The 24,944-nt window shown below is 62.5% G+C and carries 20 protein-coding genes and 1 pseudogene; 12 read left to right on the forward strand and 9 right to left on the reverse strand.

Annotated elements, in window-relative coordinates; translation table 11 throughout:
* Nucleotides 1–481: 481 nt before the first annotated feature.
* The 5 genes from M5B98_RS05145 to M5B98_RS05165 all read right to left on the reverse strand — a co-directional run bounded on the left by M5B98_RS05145 (nt 482) and on the right by M5B98_RS05165 (nt 6,038).
* A complete protein-coding gene (locus M5B98_RS05145; RefSeq protein WP_085711500.1) occupies nt 482–724 on the reverse strand; it encodes a DUF1652 domain-containing protein in 243 nt (80 codons plus the stop codon).
* A 180-nt stretch (nt 725–904) separates the two neighbouring features.
* A complete protein-coding gene (locus M5B98_RS05150; RefSeq protein ID WP_248742053.1) occupies nt 905–2,395 on the reverse strand; it encodes a helix-turn-helix transcriptional regulator in 1,491 nt (496 codons plus the stop codon).
* 77 nt (nt 2,396–2,472) lie between these two features.
* Entirely contained in the window at nt 2,473–3,363 is an 891-nt protein-coding gene (locus M5B98_RS05155; protein ID WP_085711502.1) for a LysR family transcriptional regulator, read from the reverse strand.
* A gap of 6 nt (nt 3,364–3,369) precedes the next feature.
* On the reverse strand, nt 3,370–5,574 hold the full coding sequence (locus M5B98_RS05160) for a xanthine dehydrogenase family protein molybdopterin-binding subunit (RefSeq protein ID WP_248742054.1): 2,205 nt from the start codon (nt 5,572–5,574) through the stop codon (nt 3,370–3,372).
* Nucleotides 5,574–6,038, reverse strand: a complete 465-nt coding sequence (locus M5B98_RS05165) for a (2Fe-2S)-binding protein (RefSeq protein WP_248742055.1) — start codon at nt 6,036–6,038, stop codon at nt 5,574–5,576. Before M5B98_RS05165 ends, M5B98_RS05160 begins: the two co-directional genes overlap by 1 nt.
* Nucleotides 6,039–6,156: 118 nt before the next feature.
* Here M5B98_RS05165 and M5B98_RS05170 point away from each other — a divergent pair, with 118 nt between their 5' ends.
* From M5B98_RS05170 to M5B98_RS05210, 9 genes are all read left to right on the forward strand, one after another.
* The gene (locus M5B98_RS05170) at nt 6,157–7,047 is read left to right on the forward strand and encodes a LysR substrate-binding domain-containing protein (protein ID WP_248742056.1); all 891 of its coding nucleotides are present in this window, start codon (nt 6,157–6,159) and stop codon (nt 7,045–7,047) included.
* A gap of 229 nt (nt 7,048–7,276) precedes the next feature.
* Complete coding sequence (locus tag M5B98_RS05175) at nt 7,277–8,206, forward strand: amidohydrolase family protein (RefSeq protein WP_011334798.1); 930 nt, start codon at nt 7,277–7,279, stop codon at nt 8,204–8,206.
* Nucleotides 8,207–8,210: 4 nt separating this feature from the next.
* On the forward strand, nt 8,211–9,116 hold the full coding sequence (locus M5B98_RS05180) for an amidohydrolase family protein (RefSeq protein ID WP_007952854.1): 906 nt from the start codon (nt 8,211–8,213) through the stop codon (nt 9,114–9,116).
* 123 nt (nt 9,117–9,239) lie between these two features.
* Nucleotides 9,240–10,625 carry a UbiD family decarboxylase gene (locus M5B98_RS05185; RefSeq protein ID WP_248742057.1) on the forward strand — a complete coding sequence of 462 codons (1,386 nt, stop codon included), beginning with the start codon at nt 9,240–9,242 and terminating at the stop codon, nt 10,623–10,625.
* An 11-nt stretch (nt 10,626–10,636) separates the two neighbouring features.
* The gene (locus M5B98_RS05190; protein ID WP_248742175.1) at nt 10,637–11,251 is read left to right on the forward strand and encodes a UbiX family flavin prenyltransferase; all 615 of its coding nucleotides are present in this window, start codon (nt 10,637–10,639) and stop codon (nt 11,249–11,251) included.
* An 87-nt stretch (nt 11,252–11,338) separates the two neighbouring features.
* Entirely contained in the window at nt 11,339–12,388 is a 1,050-nt protein-coding gene (locus tag M5B98_RS05195; RefSeq protein WP_115078367.1) for a CobW family GTP-binding protein, read from the forward strand.
* Nucleotides 12,389–12,479: 91 nt separating this feature from the next.
* The gene (locus M5B98_RS05200) at nt 12,480–13,835 is read left to right on the forward strand and encodes a nucleobase:cation symporter-2 family protein (protein WP_248742058.1); all 1,356 of its coding nucleotides are present in this window, start codon (nt 12,480–12,482) and stop codon (nt 13,833–13,835) included.
* Nucleotides 13,836–13,847: 12 nt separating this feature from the next.
* Nucleotides 13,848–15,236 carry an amidohydrolase family protein gene (locus tag M5B98_RS05205; RefSeq protein ID WP_248742059.1) on the forward strand — a complete coding sequence of 463 codons (1,389 nt, stop codon included), beginning with the start codon at nt 13,848–13,850 and terminating at the stop codon, nt 15,234–15,236.
* Nucleotides 15,237–15,386: 150 nt separating this feature from the next.
* Nucleotides 15,387–15,596 (forward strand): hypothetical protein, encoded by a 210-nt coding sequence (locus M5B98_RS05210; RefSeq protein ID WP_248742060.1) that lies wholly within the window; start codon nt 15,387–15,389, stop codon nt 15,594–15,596.
* Nucleotides 15,597–15,601: 5 nt separating this feature from the next.
* Here the strand turns inward: M5B98_RS05210 and M5B98_RS05215 are convergent.
* The 3 genes and pseudogenes from M5B98_RS05215 to M5B98_RS05225 all read right to left on the reverse strand — a co-directional run bounded on the left by M5B98_RS05215 (nt 15,602) and on the right by M5B98_RS05225 (nt 19,392).
* Nucleotides 15,602–16,522, reverse strand: a pseudogene (locus M5B98_RS05215) (DHH family phosphoesterase).
* A 71-nt stretch (nt 16,523–16,593) separates the two neighbouring features.
* On the reverse strand, nt 16,594–17,877 hold the full coding sequence (locus M5B98_RS05220; RefSeq protein ID WP_248742061.1) for a Zn-dependent hydrolase: 1,284 nt from the start codon (nt 17,875–17,877) through the stop codon (nt 16,594–16,596).
* 30 nt (nt 17,878–17,907) lie between these two features.
* Nucleotides 17,908–19,392, reverse strand: a complete 1,485-nt coding sequence (locus tag M5B98_RS05225) for an NCS1 family nucleobase:cation symporter-1 (protein WP_248742062.1) — start codon at nt 19,390–19,392, stop codon at nt 17,908–17,910.
* Between the two features lie 621 nt (nt 19,393–20,013).
* On the opposite strand from M5B98_RS05225, the gene hydA reads away from it, so the two are divergent.
* From hydA to preA, 3 genes are all read left to right on the forward strand, one after another.
* Nucleotides 20,014–21,453, forward strand: coding sequence for a dihydropyrimidinase (gene hydA / locus M5B98_RS05230; protein WP_248742063.1), 1,440 nt, complete (start codon nt 20,014–20,016; stop codon nt 21,451–21,453).
* Nucleotides 21,454–21,535: 82 nt separating this feature from the next.
* On the forward strand, nt 21,536–22,903 hold the full coding sequence (locus M5B98_RS05235; protein ID WP_248742064.1) for an NAD(P)-dependent oxidoreductase: 1,368 nt from the start codon (nt 21,536–21,538) through the stop codon (nt 22,901–22,903).
* Entirely contained in the window at nt 22,904–24,178 is a 1,275-nt protein-coding gene (preA, locus tag M5B98_RS05240) for an NAD-dependent dihydropyrimidine dehydrogenase subunit PreA (protein ID WP_248742065.1), read from the forward strand.
* Between the two features lie 98 nt (nt 24,179–24,276).
* Here preA and M5B98_RS05245 read toward each other — a convergent pair whose 3' ends face one another.
* Complete coding sequence (locus tag M5B98_RS05245; RefSeq protein ID WP_007952885.1) at nt 24,277–24,897, reverse strand: TetR/AcrR family transcriptional regulator; 621 nt, start codon at nt 24,895–24,897, stop codon at nt 24,277–24,279.
* Between the last annotated feature and the right edge of the window lie 47 nt (nt 24,898–24,944).

Below are 24,944 nucleotides of genomic sequence, written 5' to 3' on the forward strand. Positions count from 1 at the left end.
CCCGAAACGTCGGACCGCCCGTAGGGAGAGGGAGCCGACGGAGTTGTTCATTCGAGTTGCATCGACCTGATACATCGAGCCGAACTCCGGCGTGGAAGAGCATACAAGTCGGCTTTACGCTCTTCACCACTCAACACGATGAGCGTTAGCTCAAGTACCGCTTTTGATCGCAGGGCCCGTCGGCAGGCTGAGTGGAGGGATTGATCCGGGGTGGGAGCGCAGCGACCGTTTGGCGAAGCCAAACACATCGAGAGGAGGTGCAGCGAAGCAAACCGTAGGCGATGCCCCGGATCGATCCCGGAGCGAAGGAACCCGAGCCACAGCGAGGGCCGAACGTCAGGGTAAAGACTTTTTGGTTACTTTTGAGGCGTTTGTCAAAAGTGACTCGCCGTAAGGGCGAAACCGCCAGCGGCAGCACCCGAAGCAACGGATATTCACCCAAAAGAACCCATGAACCTGGTCGGCCCAGAGGCCGCCAAGTTCACCCCGGCGACCGCAAAGAATTACTCTCAAGCTCATACCGCAACTCATCAATCAAGGCATCCACCGCTTCCGGCGTACGCAAGGCACCAAGACTCAACCCACTGATCACCAGATCCACGCGCCCCGAAACCGGCTCATACAACTTCACAGTAAGCGAGTGATCCCCATCCACCACACACTCACAAGCCAACGGCGAAAAACTGCGCTCAAGCTGCGCCCGCAACTGCGCCAGATAAATCATCGCGCAAGCTCCGCACTACGAGACTCGACAACAAACAACACATTCATAGGGGCTGATCCATTAGCAGGTTCAAAAGGGACACGATCACGGGAGAAAACCGCACCGCACCTCACCAGACTAAGAACAGCCCGCCCGATCAAACACCCGAATTTGCACCCCATGAACTAGTGCATTTGCACCTTACCGCTGCCCCCGGCTGCTGCCCGAGAACAACCCACGCTCGCGAGCCCAGACAATCGCCTCACTGCGACTGTGCACATCGAGCTTGGAATACACCGTCGCTACATGATTGCGCACGGTGTTCGGCGCCAGTTTCAATCGCGCCGCAATCTCCTTGTCCGCCAGCCCCTCACAGATCAGCCCCAGCACATCACGCTCGCGAGCCGTGAGATCGGTAAACGAAACGCTGGGCAGTTGCGGCGAGTTGACCTTCTTCACATTGGCCAGTTTTTCGATCAGCGTACGGCTGAACCACGAAGCATCCTTCATCACCTCTTCAATCGCCGCCACCAGCTCAAGCTCGGTGCGCTTGCGTTCGGTGATGTCCATCAGCACCAGCAGATAGCAAACAGTGTCCTGGATGTTGACGGTGTCGGCGGACACCGCGCACTCCAGCAGCTCGGCGTCTTTCTTGCGGATCCGCATATCGACGCGGTCAACGCGACCAGTCTTTTCCAGCGCCGCCAGCAACCGGGCGCGTTCCGCCGGTTCATCGATGAAGTCCAGTTGCGCGAGGGTCTTGCCGAGCACGTCGTCGCTCTCGTAAGCCAGGGTATCGAGAAAGGCCTGATTGACGTCGATCAGCCGTTGCTCGTCGGCGCTGCAGATCAGGATCGGCACCGGCGTCAGGCGAAAGGCCTTGGCAAATCGTTCCTCACTCTGGCGCAGCGCAACTTCGGCCTTGTGTCGCAGCTCCATGTCGACAAACGAAAACAACATGCAGTCCTCGTCGTTGAGCACCAGCGGCTGGCCGGCGACGATCACCTGCTTGCTGCCGCCGTCCGGCAGACGCAACTCGGCCTGCATCTGCGGAATGGTCGCGACATCCCGCAGGCGCTGGATCGCCAGTTCCTTGCGTTCGGCCTGTTCGAGAATGTCCAGCTCATAGGTCGAGGCGCCGATTACTTGATCGCGGGTGTAGCCAGTCATTTCAAGGAAGCCCGGATTGACCTTGATGTAACGCAAATCACTGAGGCGGCAGATCACCGCCGGTGCCGGGTTGGCGTTGAAGGTCTTTTCGAAGCGCTGCTCGGCGTTGGCCCAATCGGTGACGTCGCTCATGATCAGCACCAGCGATTCGGTTTCGCCGTCACGATCGGTCAACACCATGCTGCGCACACTGTGCACCCAGGTGCGTTCTTCATCGCTGTGCGGGGTGACTTCCACCAGCACGTCACTGAAGGTTTCCCCCGCCGCCACGCGACTGATCGGGTACTGCTCCGGCGTCAGCGTGTGGTTGTTGCGATAGCGCAGGTTGAAACGCTCGGCATACTCCCCGGCATTGTTGCCCAACTCGCCGATGCGACTGACGCCATGCATCGCCAGCGCGGCTTCGTTGGCCCAGAGGATGGTCTGGTCGAGTTCCAGCAGAATCACCCCGTCGGACAGACCGGCGATGATCTGCTGCAACTGACGGCGATTGGTTTCGGTGGTCAGGACGTCCCGGCTCATTGGCTCTCCACAAGTACGCGCATGTGAAGATTACGACCGCTGGCCGTCGCGATCGTGCCGGGCAATTTTGCCCTTGGTCAGCGCGATGAGTGATCCACCAGTTCCCGCAGCGTATCGAGAAACAGCTTGAGCACTGGCGAGGCATCGTCCGCCCGATACGTCGCGTACAGCGGCACTTGCGGCAACGCCGGGGTCAGGCGCCGGAACACCAGTCCAGCCGGGGCCAGTTGCTCGATGGAGGCCGGCAACAGCGCCACGCCGAACCCGGCACGCACCAGACTGAGCAAGGTCTGCACCTCGATCACCTGCTGGCGGATCTGCGGGGTGAACCCGGCCTGAATGCAGCACTGATAGAGAAAATTGGCGAAGCGCGACTGCTTCAATTCCAGCGCCACAAACGGTTCCTGCGCCAGATCTGCCGGCGCCAGCACTTCACGCCGGGCCAGCGGATGATCCGCTGGCATCACCACATGAATCGGCTCATGGATCAGCAATTCATTGCGCAACTGCGGGTCGTCATAACCGACGCGGAACACGCAGGCGTCGATGCGCTTCTCCTTCAGCGCCTTGACCTGGGCCGCCGGGGTCATCTCATGCAAGCGCCAGGTCACCTGCGGGTAGCGCTCGCGAAACAGGTGCAGCGCCTTGGGCAGCACGCCGACCATCACCGAACTGATCATGCCGATTTCCAGCTCGCCGAGCTGCCCGCGCCCGGTCTGGCGGGTCAGGTCCAGCGCCCGCTCGAGTTGTTCGAACACCAGCGGCGCCTGCTCCTTGAGCATCTGCCCCGCCGCCGTCAGCTCGACACGGTGATGGCTGCGCTCGAACAGCGGCGTGCCGAGCTCTTCCTCCAGCAAGCGAATCTGTTGGCTTAACGGCGGCTGGCAGATGTGCAGCCGTTCAGCGGCACGGCCGAAGTGCAGCTCATCGGCCAAGGCCATGAAGTACCGCAGCAAACGCAGGTCCATGGCGGCTTATCCCAGGTTCAGTGGTGTGGAACGCTGACGCACCCCGGTCAGGCTGAACAACGCATTGGCGATCGCCGGAACCACCGACGGACTGCCCAGCTCTCCGACGCCACCCGGTTTGTCCGGCTGGCCATCGAGCACGAGGATGTCCACGGGCGGCATGTCGGACATGCGCGTGACGCGATAGTCGTGGAAGTTGCTCTGCACCACCCTGCCCTGCTGAATGTCGAGACGGTCGAACAGCGCATGGCCGAGGCCCCACATCAGCCCGCCGTAAATCTGCTCTTCGACCCCGCCCGGTGAAACCGCCAAGCCGCAGTCGACCACACAGGTCAGCTTCTCGACCCGCGCCTTGCCGTCGACTTTCGCAACCCGCGCCACCACGGCGATAAAACTGGTGTAGCCCTGATTGGTGGCGATCCCCAGCGCTGTATCCGGCGGCAGTTTCTGGCCCCAGCCGGCGCGTTCGGCGGCCTGCTTCAACACCTCCACATGCCGTGGCCGCTCCCGCATGTTGGCCAGGCGGAACGCCAACGGGTCTTCACCGGCCGCATGGGCCAGTTCATCCATGAAGCTTTCCACGGCAAACACGTTGGGAATGAAACTTACGGAGCGATACCAGCCGCTGGGCACATGGCTTTCGTGCTTGACCCAGTTCAGCTCCAGGTGCGGCGGACGATAGGCGAAGTCCCACGCGGTGATCGCTTCGGTGGTGCTGTAATCCATGTGATCGGGGCGCTCGAAATAGCCCGGTTCCCACTGCTCCGGCGAGGCTGGCGACACTGCATGCAGTTGCAGCGCCGTGAGTTTGCCCTGGGCATCCAGCGCACCTTTTACCCGGTGCAAGGTCGCCGGGTGATTGAACAGCGCGTGCATTTCGTCTTCGCGGCTGTTGAGCAATTTCACCGGAACGCTGGTCTGCTGCGCCAGATACGCCACTTCGAACAGCCAGTATTTGGCTTCCCGCGCACCGAAGCTGCCGCCGGAGACCAGCTCATGGATGGTGACCTTGTCCTTGCCGATGCCGCACACGGTCTGCGCCGCTTCCAGCGCCGACGATGGCACCTGCACGCCGCCCCAATAAGTGATCGCCTTGTCCTTGACCTGGGCGGTGATGCAGATCGGCTCCAGCGGGTTTTGCACCTTGTAGGGCATCGTGTAATCGGCTTCGAGCAGCTTCGCCGCACCCGGCCACTGTCCGGCGACATCGCCTTGGGCCATGGCTTTGACGGTCTGCGTTGCCGGGTCGCTGATCGCTGCGAGCTGTGCCTTGGCCAGATCGGCGCTGTCGAAGCCGGCCAGCGGCGAGTCGCTCCATTTGATCTCCAGCAGCTTGCGTCCCTGCTGCGCGGCCCAGAACGTTTCGGCCAGGACCGCGACGCCTTCGAGGTTGCCGCCGAGTACGTCCGGTCGGCCCGGAACCGCGATCACCTTGCGCACACCCGGCACCTGCAACGCGGCTACCGAATCCACCGCGACAACCTTGGCGCCCACCACCGGCGCACGCTGAATCACCGCCACCAGCATCCCCGGCAACTGCACGTCGATGCTGTACTTGAAACGCCCGCACACCTTGGCCGCCGCATCGCGTTTGTGGCGCAACTTGCCGATGTATTTGAACTGCGACGGATCTTTCAACGCGACATTGGCCGGCGCCGGCAGTTGCGCCGCCGCGCCGGCCAGTTCGCCATAGCCGAGGCTGCGTTTGCTCGACGCATGCACGACCCGGCCTTCCTCGGTGGAGCAGCTCTCGGGAGTGACTTTCCACTGCTGCGCCGCCGCACCGATCAGCAGCGCCCGCGCCGTGGCGCCGGCCATGCGCAGGCGATCGTATTCCAGCGATACACTGGTGCTGCCGCCGGTGGAGAAGACTTTCCAGACCGGATGAATATAGGTTTCGAAGAACGGATCTTCCGGGGTAATGACCTGCACGGTCATCGGGTTCACATCCAGTTCCTCGGCCACGCACGCGGCCAGTGCGGTCTGGGTTCCGGTGCCGGAATCATGCTTGTGCACCACCAGTTTCACCGTGCCGTCGGGCAGCACCCGTACCCAGGCGTTGGGTTCAAATTCAGTGGCCGAGGTTTTCGCTTCAGTCGCTGCACCGGACGGCAGGTACAGCGCAATCGCCAGACCGGACGCCACCGTCACCGTCTGCTTTAGAAACACCCGCCGCGACAGTTCGAAACCGGCATTTTCGACGAGGCTCATCACGCCTCCTTCGGCGCATTCGCCGCACGTTTGATCGCCTTGTTGATGCGCCCGTAAGTGCCGCAGCGGCAGATATTCCCGGACATGGCGTTGCGGATCGAGTCGTCGTTGACCGGTGCGCCAGTGCTGAGCAGCGCGGCGGCGGACATGATCTGCCCGGATTGACAGTAGCCGCATTGCGGCACATCTTCGGCGACCCAGGCCAGTTGCAGCGGATGGCTTTCGTTAGGCGACAGGCCCTCGATGGTGGTGATGCTATGGCCCGCGACGGCGGCCAGCGGCAACTGGCAGGAACGCACCGCAACGCCGTTCAAGTGCACGGTGCATGCACCGCACAGGCCCATGCCGCAGCCGAACTTGGTGCCGGTGAGTTTCAACTGATCACGCAACACCCATAACAAGGGCATGGAGGGGGACGCTTCATCCAGCTCGCGTCGTTCGCCGTTAACCGTGAATGCAATCATTGTCAGGCTCCAAAAGAGCGGCCCGTCTTTGTGCGGGCCTGGTCATCGATTATTGGAAGCCCGGGCAACACGCGGCCAGCGACGATTTCTGCCAACCGGTGTAAGCAGGACTAACAACATGTACAAGCGATACCCGTCGGTGCAGTCCATGAGCGCGTTCATCCACGCGGCACGCAGCGGCAGTTTTTCCAGCGCCGCGCGCAAGCTCGACCTGACCCACAGCGCGATCAGCCAGCAGATCCGCGCCCTGGAAGAATTCATCGGCCAGCCGCTGTTCGTGCGCGAAGGCGGCGGCAGCAACCTGACCGATGCCGGGCAGTTGTTTGCCAGCGTGCTGTCGGACGGGCTGGCGCAGATTGACCGGGCGTTGTCTTCGGTGAAAAACCGCAGCGTGGCCCAGCGTCTGACTCTCGACGTCGACAGCGAACTGGCCCAGAGCTGGCTCAATCCGCGCCTGCCGCAGTTGCTCGACGGTTTGCCGGATTACGAAGTGACGATCCTGTCGATGCCGCGCAGTGATCGCAGCACGTTCGAACGGGTGGACCTGTCGTTGCGCTATGGCTACGGCGATTGGGACGATTGCGAGATGACGCAGATCTGCGGGGACCGGGTGCTGGCGGTGGCGTCTCCGGCGTTGCTGGAGCGGCATGGTTTGCAGCTGCCGTTGAGCCCGGCGCAGATTCTTGAGTTGCCGTTGTTGGGGTACACGCGACGGTCGTGGATTCCATGGCTGGACGCGGCCGGGATGACACCGACGGAACCGCCGGCGCGGGTGGTTTTTGATAATGCGGCGAATCTGATTGCGGCTGCGGAGGCTGGCGTTGGCGCCGGGCTGGTGCGTGGATTGCTGGCCGCCGATGCGTTGCGCAGCGGGCGGCTGGTGGCGTTGAACGAGGCGCGGATTGCGGCGCATTACAATCTTTATGCGGTGTGGCCCCATGGGCAAGCCGAGCGGGTGGCGCCTGTTGTTGAAGTGATCAAGCAGTTGGCCCGGCAAACACAGCCCTGACGCCATCGCTGACAAGCCCATATCGAACACATATCACCACCCCACCCAATTAATATTGTACGAACCCTCCCCCGCCTTCCAATACTCGCCTCAAGCAACCACCCTCCCGGGCCGGATGCGAACAGGCGAGGGAATGCGCGAGTGCTGCGCATAGAAACGGCCGATTGCCCGGGACGTGGATGCTGTGAGCCGCAAGGCTCCCTTCCCCGCTATCAGGAGATCGACTTCAATGATCATCGATATCAGCTGCTATCCCACCGATCTGGTGGACCTCGCCTGGAGGCATGACGGTGACCCGTTCACCGGCGAGCGTCTGCTGGAGATGATGGATGGCCCGTACATGGTCAACGGCAAGCCTCGCCGCATCGACAAAGCCTTCATCCAGCCACCCCAGGGCAACACCATTTACACCTGGACCGACGGCGAACTGTCGGGCCGCGAATCCATCGACGCCTACATGGCCTACACCCTGAAAATGGTCCAGACCTACCCGGACCGTTTCATCGGCTGCTTCGTCTACAACCCGCGCTGCGGCGTGGAAAACGGCGTCGAGGCGATCGAGCGCTACGTCAAGGAACACGGTTTCAAGATGGTGCAGATGCAGGCCAACATGCACGCCTACCGTCCCGACCGTGCGCTGGACTGGGTGCGCCCGGCCTTCGAGAAATGCGCCGAGCTGGGCATTCCGGTCAAGCTGCACACCGGCGACGGGCCCTACAGCATCCCGTCGGAATGGGTGCCGATGATCAAGGAATTCCCCAACGTCGATTTCATCATGGCCCACTTCGGCGTGCAGACCGGCGGCGTCTACGTGTTTGAACCGATGCAGTGGGCGATGGAGCTGCCCAACGTCTATTGCGAGTCTGGCTGGTGCCTGCAATCGCGGATCGTCGAGTTCGCCAAGGTCCTGCCGACCCACAAGATTCTGTTCGGCACCGACACCCCGCCGAACGAACCGGGCATGTGGCTGCGCCTGCTCGAAGTGCTGTGCCACGAGCCGCCGCAGGGCCTGAACCTCGACGAGGACACCCTCGAGGATTACCTGGGCAACAACACCGCACGGATGATCGGCCTACAGCCATCCCCGCCGCCGCGTTCCGTTTCCGAAGCAGAGGCGCAACTCAAGCGCCCCGTCACCACTCAACTGGCCAGGAGCTGAACCGATGATCATCGACACCCATCTGCACCCCACCAACCTGGTCGACGAGGCCTGGCGCCACACCGGCGAACCGTTCACCGGCGAGCGCATGCTCAAGCTGATGGACGGCCCGTACATGATCAACGGCAAACCGCGCCGGATCGACATGGGCTTCATCCAGCCGCCACCGGGCAACACCGGTTATCGCGACGGCAACCGCCGTGGCCGCGAGGGCGTGCGCGACTACATGTCCTACGTCGCCGAACTGTGCGTGAAGTACCCGGACCGCTTCATCGGCAACTTCAACTTCAACCCGCGCTGGGGGCCGGAAAACGGCGCGGCGGAGCTGGAATTCCACATCAAGGAATACGGCTTCAAGATGCTCAAACTGCACGCCAACATGCATGGCTATCGCCCGGATCGCGCACTGGACTGGCTGCGTCCGGCGATGAAGGTCTGCGCCAAGTACAACATCGTGGTGCTGATCCACACCGGTGACGGCCCGTACACCATTCCGACGATGTTCTACCCGATCATCCGCGAGTTCCCGATGGTCAATTTCATCATCGGTCACTTCGGCATCCAGACCGGCGGCAACTACTCGTTCGAGGCGTTCTGGATGGCGATGGACACGCCGAACGTGTACTGCGAGTCCGGCTGGTGCTTCCAGTCGCGGATCGTCGAGTTCGCCAAAGAGCTGCCGCGCAACAAGATCGTGTTCGGCACCGACTCGCCGCCGAACGAACCGGGCATGTGGCTGCGCGAGCTGGAAGTGCTGTGCTCGCCGGCGCCGCAAGGCCTGGGGATCGACGAGGATCACCTTGAGGACTACTTGGGCAACAACATCGCCCGGTTGTGCGGAATAGAACCGACCCCGCCACCGAAGGACCTGGCCGAGGCGGACATTCGTCTGACCACGACCTACCTCTAAACCCGTACACAGCGACTTTACAGGCGCGAAGATGACCCGGCGTTCGCTCGACCGGCAGGCCAACGGCTTGTCGATCGAACGCCTGCCTCACCCCTGCGCGCCTGCTTTTTACGAGGTGAAACCATGACCCGTTCGACGCTCGGCGACTCTCAGGATTTTCACGTATTCATCGACGCCTATCGCCGCCAGTACCCGGACGATGTGCTGACCATCACCCAACCCCTTTCTGCCGATCAGGACGTCACCGCCCTGGTCGATGCCCTCGCCGCCCAGGGCCGCGACCCGCTGTTGATCTGCGAACACGTCGGCAACCTCGGCGTGCCGGTGGCGACCAATCTGTTCGCCTCCCGCCGACGTATCGCCCGACTGTTCGGCGTCAGCGCCGCGCAGTTGCATGAAACCTTCCAGACCCGCGCCAACCAGCCGATTCCGCCGCGCTACATCGAAACCGGCCCGGTGCTCGACGAAGTCTTCGAAGGTGAAGCGCTGGATCTGGCGCTGCTGCCGATGCTCAAGCATTTCGACAGTGATCGCGGCCCGTACATCACCAACGCGATCATCATCGCCGAGGACCCGCAGACCGGCATCGCCAACATGAGCTACCACCGCTCGATGCGCCACGCCCGCCAGGCCCTGGCCACCAGCCTGCACTCACGCGGGCACCTGTGGCGGATGTTGCAGACCGCCCGCGAACGCGGTGAAGAATTGCGCGTGACCATGGTGGTCGGCGCGCACCCGCTGTTCATGCTCGCCGCTGCTGCTCGCTTGCCTTATGGCAGCGATGAGCGCGCGGTGGCCGGCGGGTTGTTCGGTGCGCCGCTGGAACTGGTGAAGACCCCGCGCTATGGCATCGGCGTTCCGGCTTACGCCGAGTTCGTACTCGAAGGTGCGATAGACCCGGCGGCCTATGCCGAAGAGGGTCCGTTCGGCGAATTCAGCGGCTACTCCTCGGATCGCTCGACCAACAATGTGCTGCGCGTCGACACCCTGTTGCGGCGCAAGGACGCCTGGCTGGTGGACGTGATGGGCGGACGTTACGCCGAACACCTGACCCTGGCGCGGCTGCCCCGCGAAGCGGAAATGAGCGAGAAGCTCAAGGCGCGCTTCCCCGCCGTCACTGCCGTGCATTACCCCAACTCCGGCACGCATTTTCATTGTTACGTGGCGCTGGACCAGAGCCGCGACGGCGAAGCCCGGCAGATCATGCTGGCCCTGCTCGGCTGGGACCCGTACCTGAAAACCGTGATCGCGGTGGACAGCGACATCGACCTCACCGACGACAGCCAGGTGCTGTGGGCACTGGCCACGCACTTCCAGCCGCATCTCGACATCTTCACCATCGACGGTTTGCCCGGCAGCCCGCTTGACCCGTCGTCCTCGGTCAATGGCACCACCTCGCGCATGGGCCTCGATGCCACGCGCGGCTCGGGGTTCGACGGAATCAAGGCGCAGCTCGATCAGGATGTGCTCGAGCGCGCGCGGCAACTGCTTGAAGGTCTGTCATCGTGAACCGCCAGCGGATGGTGGTCGGCATCAGCGGTGCGTCCGGGTTCATCTACGGCGTGCGCCTGCTGGAGTTGCTGGCCGAGCTGAACATCGAAAGCCACCTGATCATCAGCCGCGCCGCGCTGCTGACCATGGCCCACGAAACCGACTACAAACTGGCCGACGTCACCGCCCTCGCGAGCCACTACCACCGCGCCGATGACGTCGCCGCCGGGATCGCCAGCGGTTCGTTCCGTTGCCTGGGCATGGTGGTTGCGCCGTGCTCGATGCGCACCCTGGCGGAGATCGCCACCGGCACGTCATCGGGACTGATCGGCCGCGCCGCCGACGTCACCCTCAAGGAGCGCCGCACCCTGGTGCTGATGGCCCGCGAAACGCCGCTGACCCTCGCCCACTTGCGCAACATGACCGCCGTCACCGAGATGGGCGGGATCATCGCCCCGCCGGTGCCGGCCTTCTACGCCCGCCCGGACAGCCTGGCGCAAATGGTCGACCACAGCCTCGGTCGTGTCCTCGACCTGTTCGGCCTCGATGCCGGCGTCGCCCGCCGATGGCGAGAACACACAGAACCCTGTGGGAGCGAGCTTGCTCGCGATGGCGGTCGATCAGTCGCCATCACCGCTAAATGACACACCGCTATCGCTAGCAAGCTAGCTCCCACAGTAAAGCGTCATCACTCAATTCATCGTGCACCGGTAATCATCAAGGAGCCTCACATGAACACCCCCTTCAACGCCCCGACCCCGAACACCAAAATCCCGGTCACCATCCTCACCGGGTTCCTCGGTGCCGGCAAAACCACCCTGCTCAACTACATCCTCAAGGAGAACCATGGCCGCAAGATCGCGGTGATCGAAAACGAGTTCGGCGAAGTCGGCATCGACGGCGATCTGGTGCTCAGCTCCGAGACCGAAGAGATCTACGAAATGGTCAACGGCTGCGTCTGCTGCACCGCCGAAGTCCGCGAGGATCTGGTGCGCATCGTCCGCGAGCTGGTGGCGCGCCCGGTGCGGCTCGACCATATCCTGATCGAGACCAGCGGCCTGGCCGACCCGTACCCGGTGGCCCAGAGTTTTTTCATCAACGACCCGATTGCCGAGGAAGTCGAACTCGACGCCATCGTGACCATGGTCGATGCCAAGCACATCGCCCAGCACCTGGAAGACCTGCAACTGGACGGCGTCGACAATCAGGCGGTGGATCAGATCGTCTGCGCCGACCGCATCGTCATCAACAAGGTCGACCTGGTCAGTGCTGAGGAGGTGGAAACCCTGCGCGGCAAGATTCGTGGCCTGAACGCCACGGCGGATCTGGTGACCTCGACCCATGCGCAAATCGACCTGTCGAAAATCCTCGGCATCGGCGCCTTCGAATGCACGCAGAAGCTGATGGAAATCGGCGCGGATCAGCACGACCACGATCACCACGACCATGACCATCACGCTGAAGAGCCCGATCACGAACACGACCCGAGCGTGTCCTCGGTGGGCATTGCCGTGGACGGCGCCGTCAACCTGATGGCGTTCCACCGCTGGATCAGCGAGTTGCGCAGTGCTCAGGCCGACAACCTGTACCGCATGAAAGGCGTGCTGGCGGTGGCCAACGAAGACCAACGCTACGTGCTGCAAGGCGTGCACAGTCTGGTGGAGTTCCGCGCCTCGACCGCGTGGGGCAGTGAGCCGCGCTCGAGCAAGATCGTGTTCATCGGCCGCGACCTGGATCGGGCGGCGCTGAACCAGGGCTTCGCCGCCTGCCTGGCCGGCTGAAACCCGGCATCGGAGCCGGTGGATGGCGGTTCCGGGCACACAGAACGAATACCCCTCTGTACCGAATAACAACAGCTAGAGGTGATTCCCCATGTCGTCAGCCAGTTCCTCCTCCACCGTCCACCCCGTCGACCGCGTCTTGCCAGTGCGACAGATGCTCACCCTCGGCCTGCAGCACATGGCCGTCTCGTACATCGGCGCCATCGCCGTGCCGTTGATTGTCGCCAGTGCCCTGAAAATGTCCCACGCCGACACGGTGGTGCTGATCAGCACCACGCTGTTCTGCTCCGGCATCGCCACCCTGTTGCAGACCGTCGGTTTCTGGAAGTTCGGCGTGCGCCTGCCGATCCTGCAGGGCGTGGCGTTCAGCAGCGTCGGGCCGGTGATCGCCATCGGCAGCAACCCGGAGGTGGGCTTCGCCGGGGTCTGCGGGGCGGTGATCGGCGCGGGGATTTTCACCCTGCTGATGGCGCCGTTCGTGGGCCGCTTGCGACGATTCTTTCCGCCGGTGGTGACCGGTTGCATCGTCACGGTGATCGGTCTGCAACTGTTCCCGATTGCCTATGAATGGGTCGGTGGCGGGCGCAACGCGAGCAACTTCGGCGCCCCGGCGTTTCTCGCCGTGGCGGTGCTGGTGCTGCTGACGATTCTGCTGGTCAACCGTTATGGCAGCCCGTTACTGCGCAACATGGCGGTGCTGGTGGGAATGCTGGTGGGTGCCGGTCTGGCTTACGGTCTGGGCATGGGCAACTTTCACAGCGTCGAGGACGCGCCGTGGCTGACCGTGCCCTACCCGTTCTATTTCGGTTTGCCGACCTTCAGCCTGATCCCCATCGCGACCATGGTCGTCGTGATGATCGTGCAGATGGTCGAGTCCATGGGGCTGTTTGTGGCCATTGGCGACATCGTCGACAAACCGGTGGACGACAAACAGGTGATCAACGGCCTGCGCGCCAATGGCCTGGCCAGCACCATCGCCGGGATGTTCGCCGCGTTCCCGTTCATTGCCTTCATGGAAAACGTCGGGCTGGTGATCCTGACCGGCGTGCGTAGCCGTTGGGTGGTGGCGATCAGCGGCCTGCTGATGTGCTCGATTGCCTTGGTGCCGAAGGCCGGGGCGATCATCGCCTCGATGCCGACCGCCGCACTGGGCGGTGCCGGCATCGCCATGTTCGGCGTGGTCGCGGCGGCCGGGATCCAGACCCTGGCCAAGGTCGACTACGAGCGCAACCGCTACAACGTGCTGATCGTCGGTTTCACCATCGCCGCCGCCCTGGTGCCGGTGCTCGCCCCGACCCTGTTCAAACAGTTGCCCGAGTGGTCACAGCCGTTCCTGCACAGCAGCGTGGTCATCGCCTGCCTGGTGTCGGTGCTGCTCAACGCGGCGCTCAACGGCGTCAGCGTGCCAGAAACCACACCCGGCAAATCCGCCTCGCACATCCTCTGACTGGAGCGGCCCATGACTCGACTTCAAAACATCCTGATCAAAAATCCCGTGGCGGTGATGACCGGCCTGCGCGGCCCCCGTGCCCGGGCAGGCGCCGTGGACATCCGCGTGGTCAACGGCCGCATCGCCGAAATGGCCGCCAACCTTGAGCCACAACCCGGCGAGCGAGTGATCGACGCGCGCAACTCGGTGGTCTATCCGGGCTGGATCAACACCCACCACCACCTGTTCCAGAACCTGCTCAAAGCCGTGCCCGAAGGTTTGAATCAGGACCTGCAAGGCTGGCTGGCCAGCGTGCCCTACCCGCGCCTGAACCGCTTCACCCCGCAACTGGCGCGGATCGCCGCCCGGCTGGGGATGGTCGAACTGCTGCTGTCCGGCGTCACCACCTGCGCCGATCACCACTACCTCTACCACGCTCACGGCAGCACCGAGACCGGCGACTTGCTGTTCGACCTTGCCGAGGAATTCGGCCTGCGTTTCGTGCTGTGCCGTGGCGGCGCGCTGGAGTCTGCCAGCGCACATCCGGGCTTCTCGAAAACCGCGTTGCAACCGGAATCCCTGGAACAAATGGTCGGCGATCTCGAACGGCTGAAAACGCGCTATCACCAGGACACCCCGGATGCCCTGCGCCGTGTGGTCGTGGCGCCGACCACGCCAACCTTCTCGCTGCCGCCGACGCTGCTGCGTGAACTGGCGCACACCGCCCGAGGCATGGGGTTGCGCTTGCACACGCACCTGTCGGAAACCCAGAACTACGTGAACTTCTGCCGCGACAAGTACAACTGCCTGCCGGTGGAGTTCGTCGCCGAACACGAATGGCTCGGCCCGGACGTGTGGTTCGCCCACGCCGTGCACCTGCAACCGGGGGAAATCCGCATGCTCGCCCAGACCGGCACCGGCGTCTCCCACTGCCCGGTGAGCAACGCCCGGCTGGGCAGCGGCGTTGCGCCGATCCCGCAAATGTACGAGGCCGGCGTGCCCATTTCCCTCGGCGTCGACGGCGTGGCCTCCAACGAATCCGGGAGCATGGTCGGCGAAGCCAATACCGCATGGCTGATCCACCGCGCCGAACAGGGCGCCTCGGCCACCACCGCCGAAGACGTCATCCACTGGGGCACCGCCGGCGGCGCACAAGTGCTCGGCCTCGGCGCGGTCGGCACACTGGAAGTCGGCCAGGCAGCGGACCTGGTGATCTACAGCCTCGACCATCCCCGCTTCTACGGCTTCCACGACAGCGCCGTCGCACCGGTCGTCGCGGGTGAGCCGATTGCGGTGAAGTACAGCCTGGTGGGCGGGCGGATTGTGGTCGATGACGGGGTGATTCCGGGGCTGGATATCGAGCGGATGCGGGCCGAAGCGTGGGAAGGCGTGCAGGCGATGATGAAGGTCGACGACTGATGCATTTCCGGTGGGAGCGACGGTGCGACGATTCGTCTCGTCGGCTTCCACCGGCGGCATTAGCGCCTTCCCGTTTTGTCGACTAACGTTAGTACCTCATCGGATTGAGCCCCTGCCAGCTACACCGGGCTCTTGATCAAGGAGAGACTGATGACATCCAACCGCCTCATCGAACAGACCTATCGCACCTGGTCCAGCCCCATCCTGCTGGAGCTGAAAAAGCGCGAGCACCAGATGGCGCCGGCCGAGCGTCAGGCGCTTGAAAATGTAATGGTGGAAAGACGATTGCTGGACGTTGGAAACCCGACTGGCGTTGAACGGCGTAAAGGCGCGGCGAGTAAAACCGACAATCCCGGGTAATCAGTTCACTCGCCTGAGTTTGCGTTCAGCCCCAGGCTCAGCAGCTCCTTGCGCAAGATCGAGGGCTTTTGAACCGCCAATCCAGCCTGCCATTCCATCGGCAGCAAACGACTCAACTTCTGCTGGCTGACCACGGGTTCGGCCAGCAAACAACTTTTGCGTTGGCTGATGCTGATGACGTTCAGCAACCAGTCATCGCCCTGCCCGTCCATCCAGCGGCAAATCTCGCTGCGATGCTTCTCGATCAACGCATCGGCGTCCCACACGGTCATCTGCGCAAAAACCTCGGGCAACCGGCTCTCGGGTTTCATGCGTTTGAGATCGGCGGCCAATGCGGCAGACATGTCTGATTCGATGGCCGCCTGACATTCGAGGAAGTACTGCCCGGGCCAGTCCGCCGTAAGTTTCCCGTGTGGCGCGAGTTCGGCATAGGCCTCGATATCCGCCGCCGTGGTCATCTGCCCAGTGAAATTCAGCGTGTTATCCAGAATCGCCGTGGCCAGCAGCGCGGCACTCTGCTCGCTGATCCTCGGCAGCAAACCGGCAGTTTTCCAGCGCTGGAAAACCTGAGTCGCCGCCGCGCCGATCGGGCGGATATCGGCGGCAGATCCGAGCTTTTGCGCCCAGTGGTTTTCGAACCCCGGATGATGGTCGATGACTTCCACTACCCGGTCGAGTGCGACCATCGGGTCGAAGTGGTGGTAATCGGAGACGTCAACCAGCACGAACTCATCGTCGGAGGTCGGACGGTAATCGTCCAGAACGGCGCCCTAGCCGAGCACGGTGTTCGAAACGCTGGCATTGGGTTTTGCGCTGCTGACAGCGCGGGCGGGAATGCCTTGCAGGTTGAGCAGCTCTGCGTAGGCGATGCAGCAGGCACAGGCGTCGATGTCCAGATACGCCGAGCCTGAGGTGATGACTTTGATGGGCGACATTGCGCGTCCCTGACTTCCTTTTCCGGGGCGGCAACGTCGCACGAACAGATGACAGTTTGAAGTCAGGCGGCCCGTTGTCCTCCCGCCACCGCTGCCGAAGCCGCCAGCATCGCCCGCAACAACACCGCACAGCCCGCCGCCAGATCGTCCGGCGCGGCGTTTTCGATTTCGTTGTGGCTGATGCCGCCTTCACATGGCACAAAGATCATCCCGGCCGGGCCGAGTTCGGCGAGGAAGATCGCGTCATGGCCGGCGCCGCTGACGATGTCCATGTGCGACAGGCCCAGACCTTTGGCGGCACCGCGCACCGCTTCGACACAGCCTTTTTCGAAGTACAGCGGCGGGAAGTCGGCGGTCGGAGTCAACTCGTAGGTCAGGCCGTGTTCTTCGCAGGTGGTTTCGATAACCTGTTTGACCTCGGCAATCATCGAGTCCAGACGTGCCGGTTCCAGATGCCGAAAGTCGAGGGTCATGCGCACCTCACCGGGAATGACGTTGCGCGAACCCGGATAGGCCTGCAGGCAACCGACCGTACCGCAGGCGTGGGGTTGATGGCCGAGGGCGGCTCGGTTGACTGCGCCGACGATCACCGAGGCGCCGACCAATGCATCCTTGCGCAGGTGCATCGGGGTCGGGCCGGCGTGGGCTTCGACGCCGCGCAGTTTCAGGTCGAACCACTTCTGCCCCAGTGCGCCGAGTACCACGCCGATAGTTTTCTGTTCGTCTTCCAGGATCGGGCCTTGCTCGATGTGCGCCTCGAAATAGGCGCCAACCTTGTGCCCGCTGACCTTGCGCGGCCCGGCGTAGCCGATGGCGTTCAGCGCTTCGCCGACCGTTACGCCGTCGGCATCGACCTTGGCCAGGGTTTCTTCGAGGGTGAACTTTTCCGCGAACACGCCGGAGCCCATCATGCACGGGGCGAAGCGCGAGCCTTCTTCGTTGGTCCAGACCACCACTTCCAGCGGCGCCTCGGTTTCCACCCCCAGGTCGTTGAGGGTGCGCAGCACTTCGACCCCGGCCAGCACGCCGAAACAGCCGTCGAATTTGCCGCCGGTCGGCTGGGTGTCGATGTGGCTGCCGGTCATCACTGGCGGAAGGTTCGGATTGCGCCCGGGGCGGCGGGCGAAGATGTTGCCGACTTCATCGACCGAGACGCTGCAACCGGCGTCCTTGCACCACTGCGCGAAAATATCGCGGGCCTGACGGTCGAGATCGGTCAGGGCCAGGCGACAGACCCCGCCCTTGACCGTGGCGCCGAGTTTGGCCAGTTCCATGAGCGACGCCCACAAGCGGTCGCGGTTGATGTGCTGATGGGTCGATTGCAGAACGTCTACGGCTGCGTTCATGGGGATCTCCTCAGGCAGTTCTTATGGGAATTACAACGGCGATTTGACGATGACCGGGCTGGTCCGCATCGCGCACAACCCGTAATAGATCAACCCGCCCAGCGCCGAGCCAGTGAACCAGCCGTAGCTGTAGAACCAGCTGAACGCGCTGCTGCCCAGCGACAGCAGGGTCAGCACCACCGGCACGCCGAACGCGATGAACCCGGACCAGTTCCACGCCGGGTACACGTCATCGCGATACAGGCCGGCCAGGTCCAGTTGTTGTTTCTTGATCAGGAAATAGTCCACCACCATGATCCCGGCAATCGGCCCGAGCAGGCTGGAATAACCCAGCAGCCAGTTCGAATACACGGTTTCCAGGCTGACATCGGAGACGATCCAGCCGAGCTTTTTCAGCAACTCATGGCCCATCAGCGCGAGGCCGACGAACCCGGTAAGAATCACTGCCTTGGTGCGGTTGATGACCTTGGGCGCGATGTTCTGGAAGTCGTTGGTTGGCGAGACGATGTTGGCAGCGGTGTTGGTCGACAGCGTGGCGATGATGATCAGTGCCATGGCCACCGCGACCCACACCGGGCTCTGGATATGGCCGATCAAAGTCACCGGATCGGAGACGCTGACACCCACCAGTTTCACCGACGCGGCGGTCATCACCACACCCAGCGCGGCGAACAGGAACATGGTCAGCGGCAGGCCGAAAATTTGCCCGAGGATCTGATCCTTCTGGCTGCGGGCATAACGGCTGAAGTCGGGAATATTCAGCGACAGGGTGGCCCAGAAGCCGACCATCGCCGTCAGCCCGGCGGCGAAGTAACTGACCACGCTTGCGCCTTCGGGACGCTTCGGCGGAATCGCCAGCAGTTCGGTCATCGACACATTGGGCATGGCCCACACCAGCAGCCCGATACCGACCGCCACCAACAGCGGCGCCGACAGGGTTTCCAGCCATTTGATCGACTCGGCGCCACGGATCACCACCCACAGGTTCAGCGTCCAGAAGATCATGAAACCGATCACCTCCCCCGTGCCGCCGAGGGATTTCCAGCCCTCGAAAATCGAGCCGAGAAACAGGTGGATCGCCAGCCCGCCGAACATGGTCTGGATGCCGAACCAGCCGCAGGCCACCAGCGCGCGGATCAGACACGGCACGTTGGAGCCGAGAATCCCGAACGACGAACGCAGCAGTACCGGAAACGGGATGCCGTATTTGGTGCCGGGAAACGCATTCAGCGTCAGCGGGATGAGCACGATGATGTTGGCGAACAGAATCGCCAGCAGCGCCTCACCGACGGTCAAACCGAAATACGCAGTGAGCACGCCGCCCAGGGTGTAGGTCGGCACGCAGATCGACATGCCGACCCACAGGGCGGTGATGTGCCATTTGTTCCAGGTTCGTTCGCGCACCTTGGTCGGTGCCATGTCGTGGTTGTAACGGGGACTGTCGAGGACGTCGCTGCCGGCTTCGAGTTCGAACAAGCCGTCGCGCTCGGTCACTTGCGATCTGTTCTGTTGCATGGCCGCTCCACTGTTTCTTCTGATTATTTTTTGCTCATCAGACGGCTGCACACGCGGGTGCGAGCCGGACGATGGCCGGAGGAACTGACAACTTTCATGCACCGGCCATGGTGTCAGCGGCGGCATCAATAAACGTGCCGGGTGCCCCGCTTTCGCATCGGGCCGTGCTTTCTATTTCCTGCAACTTACTGATGTTTATCAGTTTTAATTATTCACCTTGTGAGACCGCGAAAACTTGACTGAACACTCAGGCTAATTGCCAGGCAAGTTGTCCGAACTGTCAGGACTCAATCTGGTGCACTGCACTTTTTTTCATCGTGGGCGATCAGCCGCAGCTCAACTTCAAGCGGCTGATTTCACATAGGAAATCTTGCTCATATTTCCAACCTGTCAAGTGCGTCAAAATGGTGAAGTGCCTCACCATTTTGGTGATTTATGATTTTTATCGTTATTTATCAGTCAGTTAAAACAGTCATAAGCTTATAAAAAATAATCTTGATCAATTGCAGAACTGCGACTAGCGTCTATTCCTGACAGTGCTGACAAGATTACGCATTTGGCGCTGCAAACAATAAAACACTAGAACCGGCACAAGTCGGTCATGCCTGCGAGGAACTCGGAATGTCTCTGTTGATCCGTGGCGCCACCGTTGTTACCCATGATGAAAGTTACCGCGCCGATGTCTATTGCGCTGACGGCGTGATCAAAGCCATTGGTGAAAACCTGGATATTCCCGCCGGCGCTGAAGTGCTTGACGGTAGCGGCCAATACCTGATGCCCGGAGGCATCGATCCGCACACCCACATGCAACTCCCGTTCATGGGCACCGTGGCCAGCGAAGACTTCTACAGCGGCACCGCCGCAGGCCTGGCCGGCGGCACCACCTCGATCATCGATTTCGTGATTCCCAATCCGCAGCAGTCGCTGCTCGAAGCCTTTCACCAGTGGCGCGGCTGGGCGGAAAAGTCGGCGTCGGACTATGGCTTCCACGTCGCGATCACCTGGTGGAGCGAGCAGGTCCGCGAGGAAATGGCCGAGCTGGTCAGCCATCACGGGATCAACAGCTTCAAGCATTTCATGGCCTACAAAAACGCGATCATGGCCGCCGACGACACGCTGGTCGCGAGCTTCGAACGCTGCCTGGAACTCGGCGCGGTACCGACCGTGCACGCGGAAAACGGCGAGCTGGTCTATCACCTGCAGCGCAAGTTGATGGCCCAGGGCATCACCGGGCCGGAAGCCCATCCGCTGTCGCGGCCCTCGCAGGTCGAAGGCGAAGCGGCGAGCCGGGCGATCCGTATCGCTGAAACCATCGGCACGCCGCTGTACCTGGTGCACGTCTCGACCAAGGAAGCCCTCGACGAAATCACCTACGCCCGCAGCAAGGGCCAACCGGTCTACGGCGAAGTGCTGGCCGGGCATCTGCTGCTGGACGACAGCGTCTACCAGCACCCGGACTGGCAGACCGCCGCCGGCTACGTGATGAGCCCGCCGTTCCGTCCGCGCGGGCATCAGGATGCGCTGTGGCATGGCTTGCAGAGCGGCAATCTGCACACCACAGCTACCGACCATTGCTGTTTCTGCGCCGAGCAGAAAGCCGCCGGGCGCGACGACTTCAGCAAGATCCCCAACGGCACCGCCGGCATCGAAGACCGCATGGCGGTGTTGTGGGATGAAGGGGTGAACACCGGACGGTTGTCGATGCAGGACTTCGTCGCCCTCACCTCCACCCACACCGCGAAAATCTTCAATCTCTACCCACGCAAAGGCGCAATCCGCGTCGGCGCCGATGCCGATCTGGTGCTGTGGGACCCGCAAGGCACCCGCACCATCTCCGCCAAGACCCACCACCAGCAGGTGGACTTCAACATCTTCGAAGGCAAGACCGTGCGCGGTGTGCCAAGCCATACCGTCAGCCAGGGGAAAGTGGTCTGGGCCGACGGCGACCTGCGCGCCGAGCGCGGGGCGGGCCGGTATATCGAACGGCCGGCGTATCCGGCGGTGTTTGACTTGTTGAGCAAACGGGCTGAGTTGCACAGACCTGTGGCCGTCAAGCGCTGACTCCTGATCGTTCCCAAGCCGAACGATCAAACCACTGCCCGACAGAGGCAGAAAACCTGAAATAACCGTGAGGCAAAAAACCGTGATCGAGACCCTGAACCATCTCCCGCACCCGCACGAAAGTGCGGCCGCCCTCGCCGGCCATTTCACCGATCTGGCGCCGCCGCTCAACGACCGTCAGGCGCATCTGGAAGCCTCGCGCTGCCTGTATTGCTACGACGCGCCTTGCGTGAACGCGTGCCCGAGCGAGATCGACATTCCGTCGTTCATCCGCAATATCCATCAGGACAACGTGCCCGGTGCGGCGCAGAAAATCCTCTCGGCGAACATCCTCGGCGGCAGTTGCGCCCGGGTCTGCCCGACCGAGATCCTTTGCCAGCAAGCCTGCGTGCGCAACAACGCCCACGAATGCGCGCCCGTGCTGATCGGCCTGCTGCAACGCTATGCCGTGGACAACGCGCACTTCACCGAGCACCCGTTCCAGCGCGCCGCCGCCACCGGCAAACGCATTGCCGTGGTCGGTGCCGGCCCGGCGGGTCTGTCCTGCGCCCACCGCAGCGCCATGCACGGGCATGACGTGGTGATTTTCGAGGCGCGGGAAAAGGCTGGCGGGCTCAACGAATACGGGATCGCCAAGTACAAACTGGTGGACGACTACGCACAGAAGGAGCTGGATTTCCTCCTGCAAATCGGCGGCATCGAAATCCGCCACGGGCAGAAACTCGGTGAAAATCTGACCTTGAGCGAACTGCATCAGCAGTTCGACGCGGTGTTCCTCGGCCTCGGTCTCAACGCCAGCAAACAACTCGGCCTGGCCCACGAAGACGCCCCCGGCCTGCTCGCCGCCACCGATTACATCCGCGAACTGCGCCAGGCCGATGACCTGTCGCAACTGCCGCTGGCCGAGCACTGCATCGTCCTCGGCGCCGGCAACACCGCCATCGACATGGCCGTGCAAATGGCTCGCCTCGGCGCCCGCGACGTCAATCTGGTCTATCGCCGTGGCGCGGCGGACATGGGCGCAACCGGCCACGAACAGGACATCGCCAAGGCCAATCAGGTGCGGCTGCTGACCTGGGCACAACCGGACGAAGTGCTGCTCGACGCTCAGGGCAAGGTGCGCGGCATGCGCTTCGCCCGCACGCATCTGGTGGAAGGTCGCCTGCAAACCACGGGCGAGACCTTCGAGCTGGCGGCCGATGCGATCTTCAAAGCCATCGGCCAGGCCTTCGATGGCAGCGCCCTCGCCGACCCACTGGCCCGCGAACTCAAGCGTCAGGGCGAACGGATTCAGGTCGATGAAAACCTGCGTACCAGCATCCCCGGCGTGTTTGCCGGCGGCGACTGCACCAGCCTCGATCAGGACCTGACCGTGCAAGCGGTGCAACACGGCAAGCGCGCCGCCGAGGCGATCAACGCTCAACTGATGCTCAACGTGGAGGCTGCGTAAATGGCCGATCTCTCGATTGTCTTCGCCGGTATCAAAGCCCCCAACCCGTTCTGGCTGGCCTCCGCGCCGCCGACCGACAAGGCCTACAACGTGGTGCGCGCCTTCGAGGCCGGCTGGGGCGGTGTGGTCTGGAAAACCCTGGGTGAAGACCCGGCGGCGGTCAACGTGTCCTCACGCTACTCGGCGCATTACGGCAACAACCGCGAAGTGCTGGGCATCAACAACATCGAACTGATCACCGACCGCTCGCTGGAAATCAACCTGCGGGAAATCACTCAGGTGAAGAAGGACTGGCCGGATCGCGCGCTGATCGTGTCGCTGATGGTGCCGTGCGTCGAGGAGTCGTGGAAACACATCCTGCCGCTGGTGGAAGCCACCGGCGCCGACGGCATCGAGCTGAATTTCGGCTGCCCCCACGGCATGCCCGAACGCGGCATGGGCGCGGCGGTCGGTCAGGTGCCGGAGTATGTCGAGCAGGTCACGCGCTGGTGCAAGACTTATTGCTCGCTACCGGTGATCGTCAAGCTGACGCCGAACATCACCGACATCCGCGTCGCCGCCCGCGCCGCGCATCGAGGTGGCGCCGATGCGGTGTCGCTGATCAACACCATCAATTCGATCACCAGCGTCGACCTCGAACACATGGTCGCCCTGCCCACCGTCGGCAGCAAAAGTACCCACGGCGGCTATTGCGGCTCGGCGGTCAAACCGATTGCACTGAACATGGTCGCGGAGATCGCCCGTGATCCGCAGACCCAGGGCCTGCCGATTTGCGGCATTGGCGGCATCGGAAGCTGGCGCGACGCGGCGGAGTTCATGGCTCTAGGCAGCGGCGCGGTGCAGGTGTGCACGGCGGCGATGCTGCATGGCTTCCGGATTGTCGATGAGATGAAGGACGGTTTGTCGCGGTGGATGGACAGTCAGGGTTACGCCAGCATCGCCGAGTTTTCCGGGCGTGCGGTGGGCAATACCACCGACTGGAAGTACCTGGACATCAACTATCAGGTGATTGCGAAGATCGATCAGGAGGCGTGCATCGGTTGCGGGCGTTGCCACATTGCCTGCGAAGACACGTCACACCAGGCGATCAGCAGCCTGAAACAGCCCGATGGCACGCATAAATATGAAGTGATCGATGATGAGTGTGTGGGGTGCAATCTGTGTCAGATCACCTGCCCGGTGGCGGACTGTATCGAGATGGTGCCGATGGAAACGGGCAAGCCGTTTCTGGACTGGAATCATGATCCGAGGAATCCCTACCATGTAGTTGCCTGAACCACCGCCATCGCTAGCAGGCTAGCTCCCACTGTTGGAATGCAATTCCCTGTGGGAGCTAGCCTGCTAGCGATGAGGCCGGCAGCCACACCCTTGCCTCATGGCTCCAACCCTATCCCCCGCAGAATCACGCTAGTCACCGTCTGCACCGCCCGCTCGAACTGCATGTCCGACAACGGCTGATGCTCATTCAAAATATTCACCTGATGATCGAAGTCAGCGTAATGCTGGGTCGACGCCCAGATCATGTACAGCAGGCTCGACGGTTCCACCGGCAGAATCCGCTTGTCCTCCACCCACTGACGAATCTTCGCCTCTTTCATCTTGGCCCAGTCGTACAGGCTGACATCCAGCGCCTCGCCCAGGGTCGGGGCACCGTGGATGATTTCGTTGGCCCAGACTTTCGAGCCGTAGGGCCGGCTGCGCGAGTGGTTCATCTTGGCGCGGATGTAGCTGCTGAGCACCACCCGCGGATCGTCGAACATCTCGAAGCACAGCGCGTCCTGCTTCCACACTTCCAGCAGGTCGAACAGCACGGCGCTGTACAGCTCGCTCTTGGTTGAAAAGTAGTAATGCAGGTTGGAGCGAGGCAGCTGCACTTCGGCGGCGATGTCGGCCATGGCGGTGCCGCCGAAGCCTTTTTCGGCGAAGACTTTTTCCGCCGCCAGCAGGATCTTGTCGACGTTGGTGCGGCGGATTTCGATCTTGTGATTGCCCATGAGGGCTCCCTGAAGACAACGTTGTTGAAGACTAGCATCCGCTCTGG

This window comes from Pseudomonas sp. MWU12-3088 (assembly GCF_023242405.1).
GTDB lineage: Bacteria > Pseudomonadota > Gammaproteobacteria > Pseudomonadales > Pseudomonadaceae > Aquipseudomonas > Aquipseudomonas kribbensis.

Bases quoted from the DNA above. Each gene is read 5' to 3' on its own strand.
- M5B98_RS05145 (WP_085711500.1), bottom strand. From the start codon at position 724: ATGATTTATCTGGCGCAGTTGCGGGCGCAGCTTGAGCGCAGTTTTTCG.
- M5B98_RS05150 (WP_248742053.1), bottom strand. From the start codon at position 2,395: ATGAGCCGGGACGTCCTGACCACCGAAACCAATCGCCGTCAGTTGCAG.
- M5B98_RS05155 (WP_085711502.1), bottom strand. From the start codon at position 3,363: ATGGACCTGCGTTTGCTGCGGTACTTCATGGCCTTGGCCGATGAGCTG.
- M5B98_RS05160 (WP_248742054.1), bottom strand. From the start codon at position 5,574: ATGAGCCTCGTCGAAAATGCCGGTTTCGAACTGTCGCGGCGGGTGTTT.
- M5B98_RS05165 (WP_248742055.1), bottom strand. From the start codon at position 6,038: ATGATTGCATTCACGGTTAACGGCGAACGACGCGAGCTGGATGAAGCG.
- M5B98_RS05170 (WP_248742056.1), top strand. From the start codon at position 6,157: ATGTACAAGCGATACCCGTCGGTGCAGTCCATGAGCGCGTTCATCCAC.
- M5B98_RS05175 (WP_011334798.1), top strand. From the start codon at position 7,277: ATGATCATCGATATCAGCTGCTATCCCACCGATCTGGTGGACCTCGCC.
- M5B98_RS05180 (WP_007952854.1), top strand. From the start codon at position 8,211: ATGATCATCGACACCCATCTGCACCCCACCAACCTGGTCGACGAGGCC.
- M5B98_RS05185 (WP_248742057.1), top strand. From the start codon at position 9,240: ATGACCCGTTCGACGCTCGGCGACTCTCAGGATTTTCACGTATTCATC.
- M5B98_RS05190 (WP_248742175.1), top strand. From the start codon at position 10,637: ATGGTGGTCGGCATCAGCGGTGCGTCCGGGTTCATCTACGGCGTGCGC.
- M5B98_RS05195 (WP_115078367.1), top strand. From the start codon at position 11,339: ATGAACACCCCCTTCAACGCCCCGACCCCGAACACCAAAATCCCGGTC.
- M5B98_RS05200 (WP_248742058.1), top strand. From the start codon at position 12,480: ATGTCGTCAGCCAGTTCCTCCTCCACCGTCCACCCCGTCGACCGCGTC.
- M5B98_RS05205 (WP_248742059.1), top strand. From the start codon at position 13,848: ATGACTCGACTTCAAAACATCCTGATCAAAAATCCCGTGGCGGTGATG.
- M5B98_RS05210 (WP_248742060.1), top strand. From the start codon at position 15,387: ATGACATCCAACCGCCTCATCGAACAGACCTATCGCACCTGGTCCAGC.
- M5B98_RS05220 (WP_248742061.1), bottom strand. From the start codon at position 17,877: ATGAACGCAGCCGTAGACGTTCTGCAATCGACCCATCAGCACATCAAC.
- M5B98_RS05225 (WP_248742062.1), bottom strand. From the start codon at position 19,392: ATGCAACAGAACAGATCGCAAGTGACCGAGCGCGACGGCTTGTTCGAA.
- hydA (WP_248742063.1), top strand. From the start codon at position 20,014: ATGTCTCTGTTGATCCGTGGCGCCACCGTTGTTACCCATGATGAAAGT.
- preA (WP_248742065.1), top strand. From the start codon at position 22,904: ATGGCCGATCTCTCGATTGTCTTCGCCGGTATCAAAGCCCCCAACCCG.
- M5B98_RS05245 (WP_007952885.1), bottom strand. From the start codon at position 24,897: ATGGGCAATCACAAGATCGAAATCCGCCGCACCAACGTCGACAAGATC.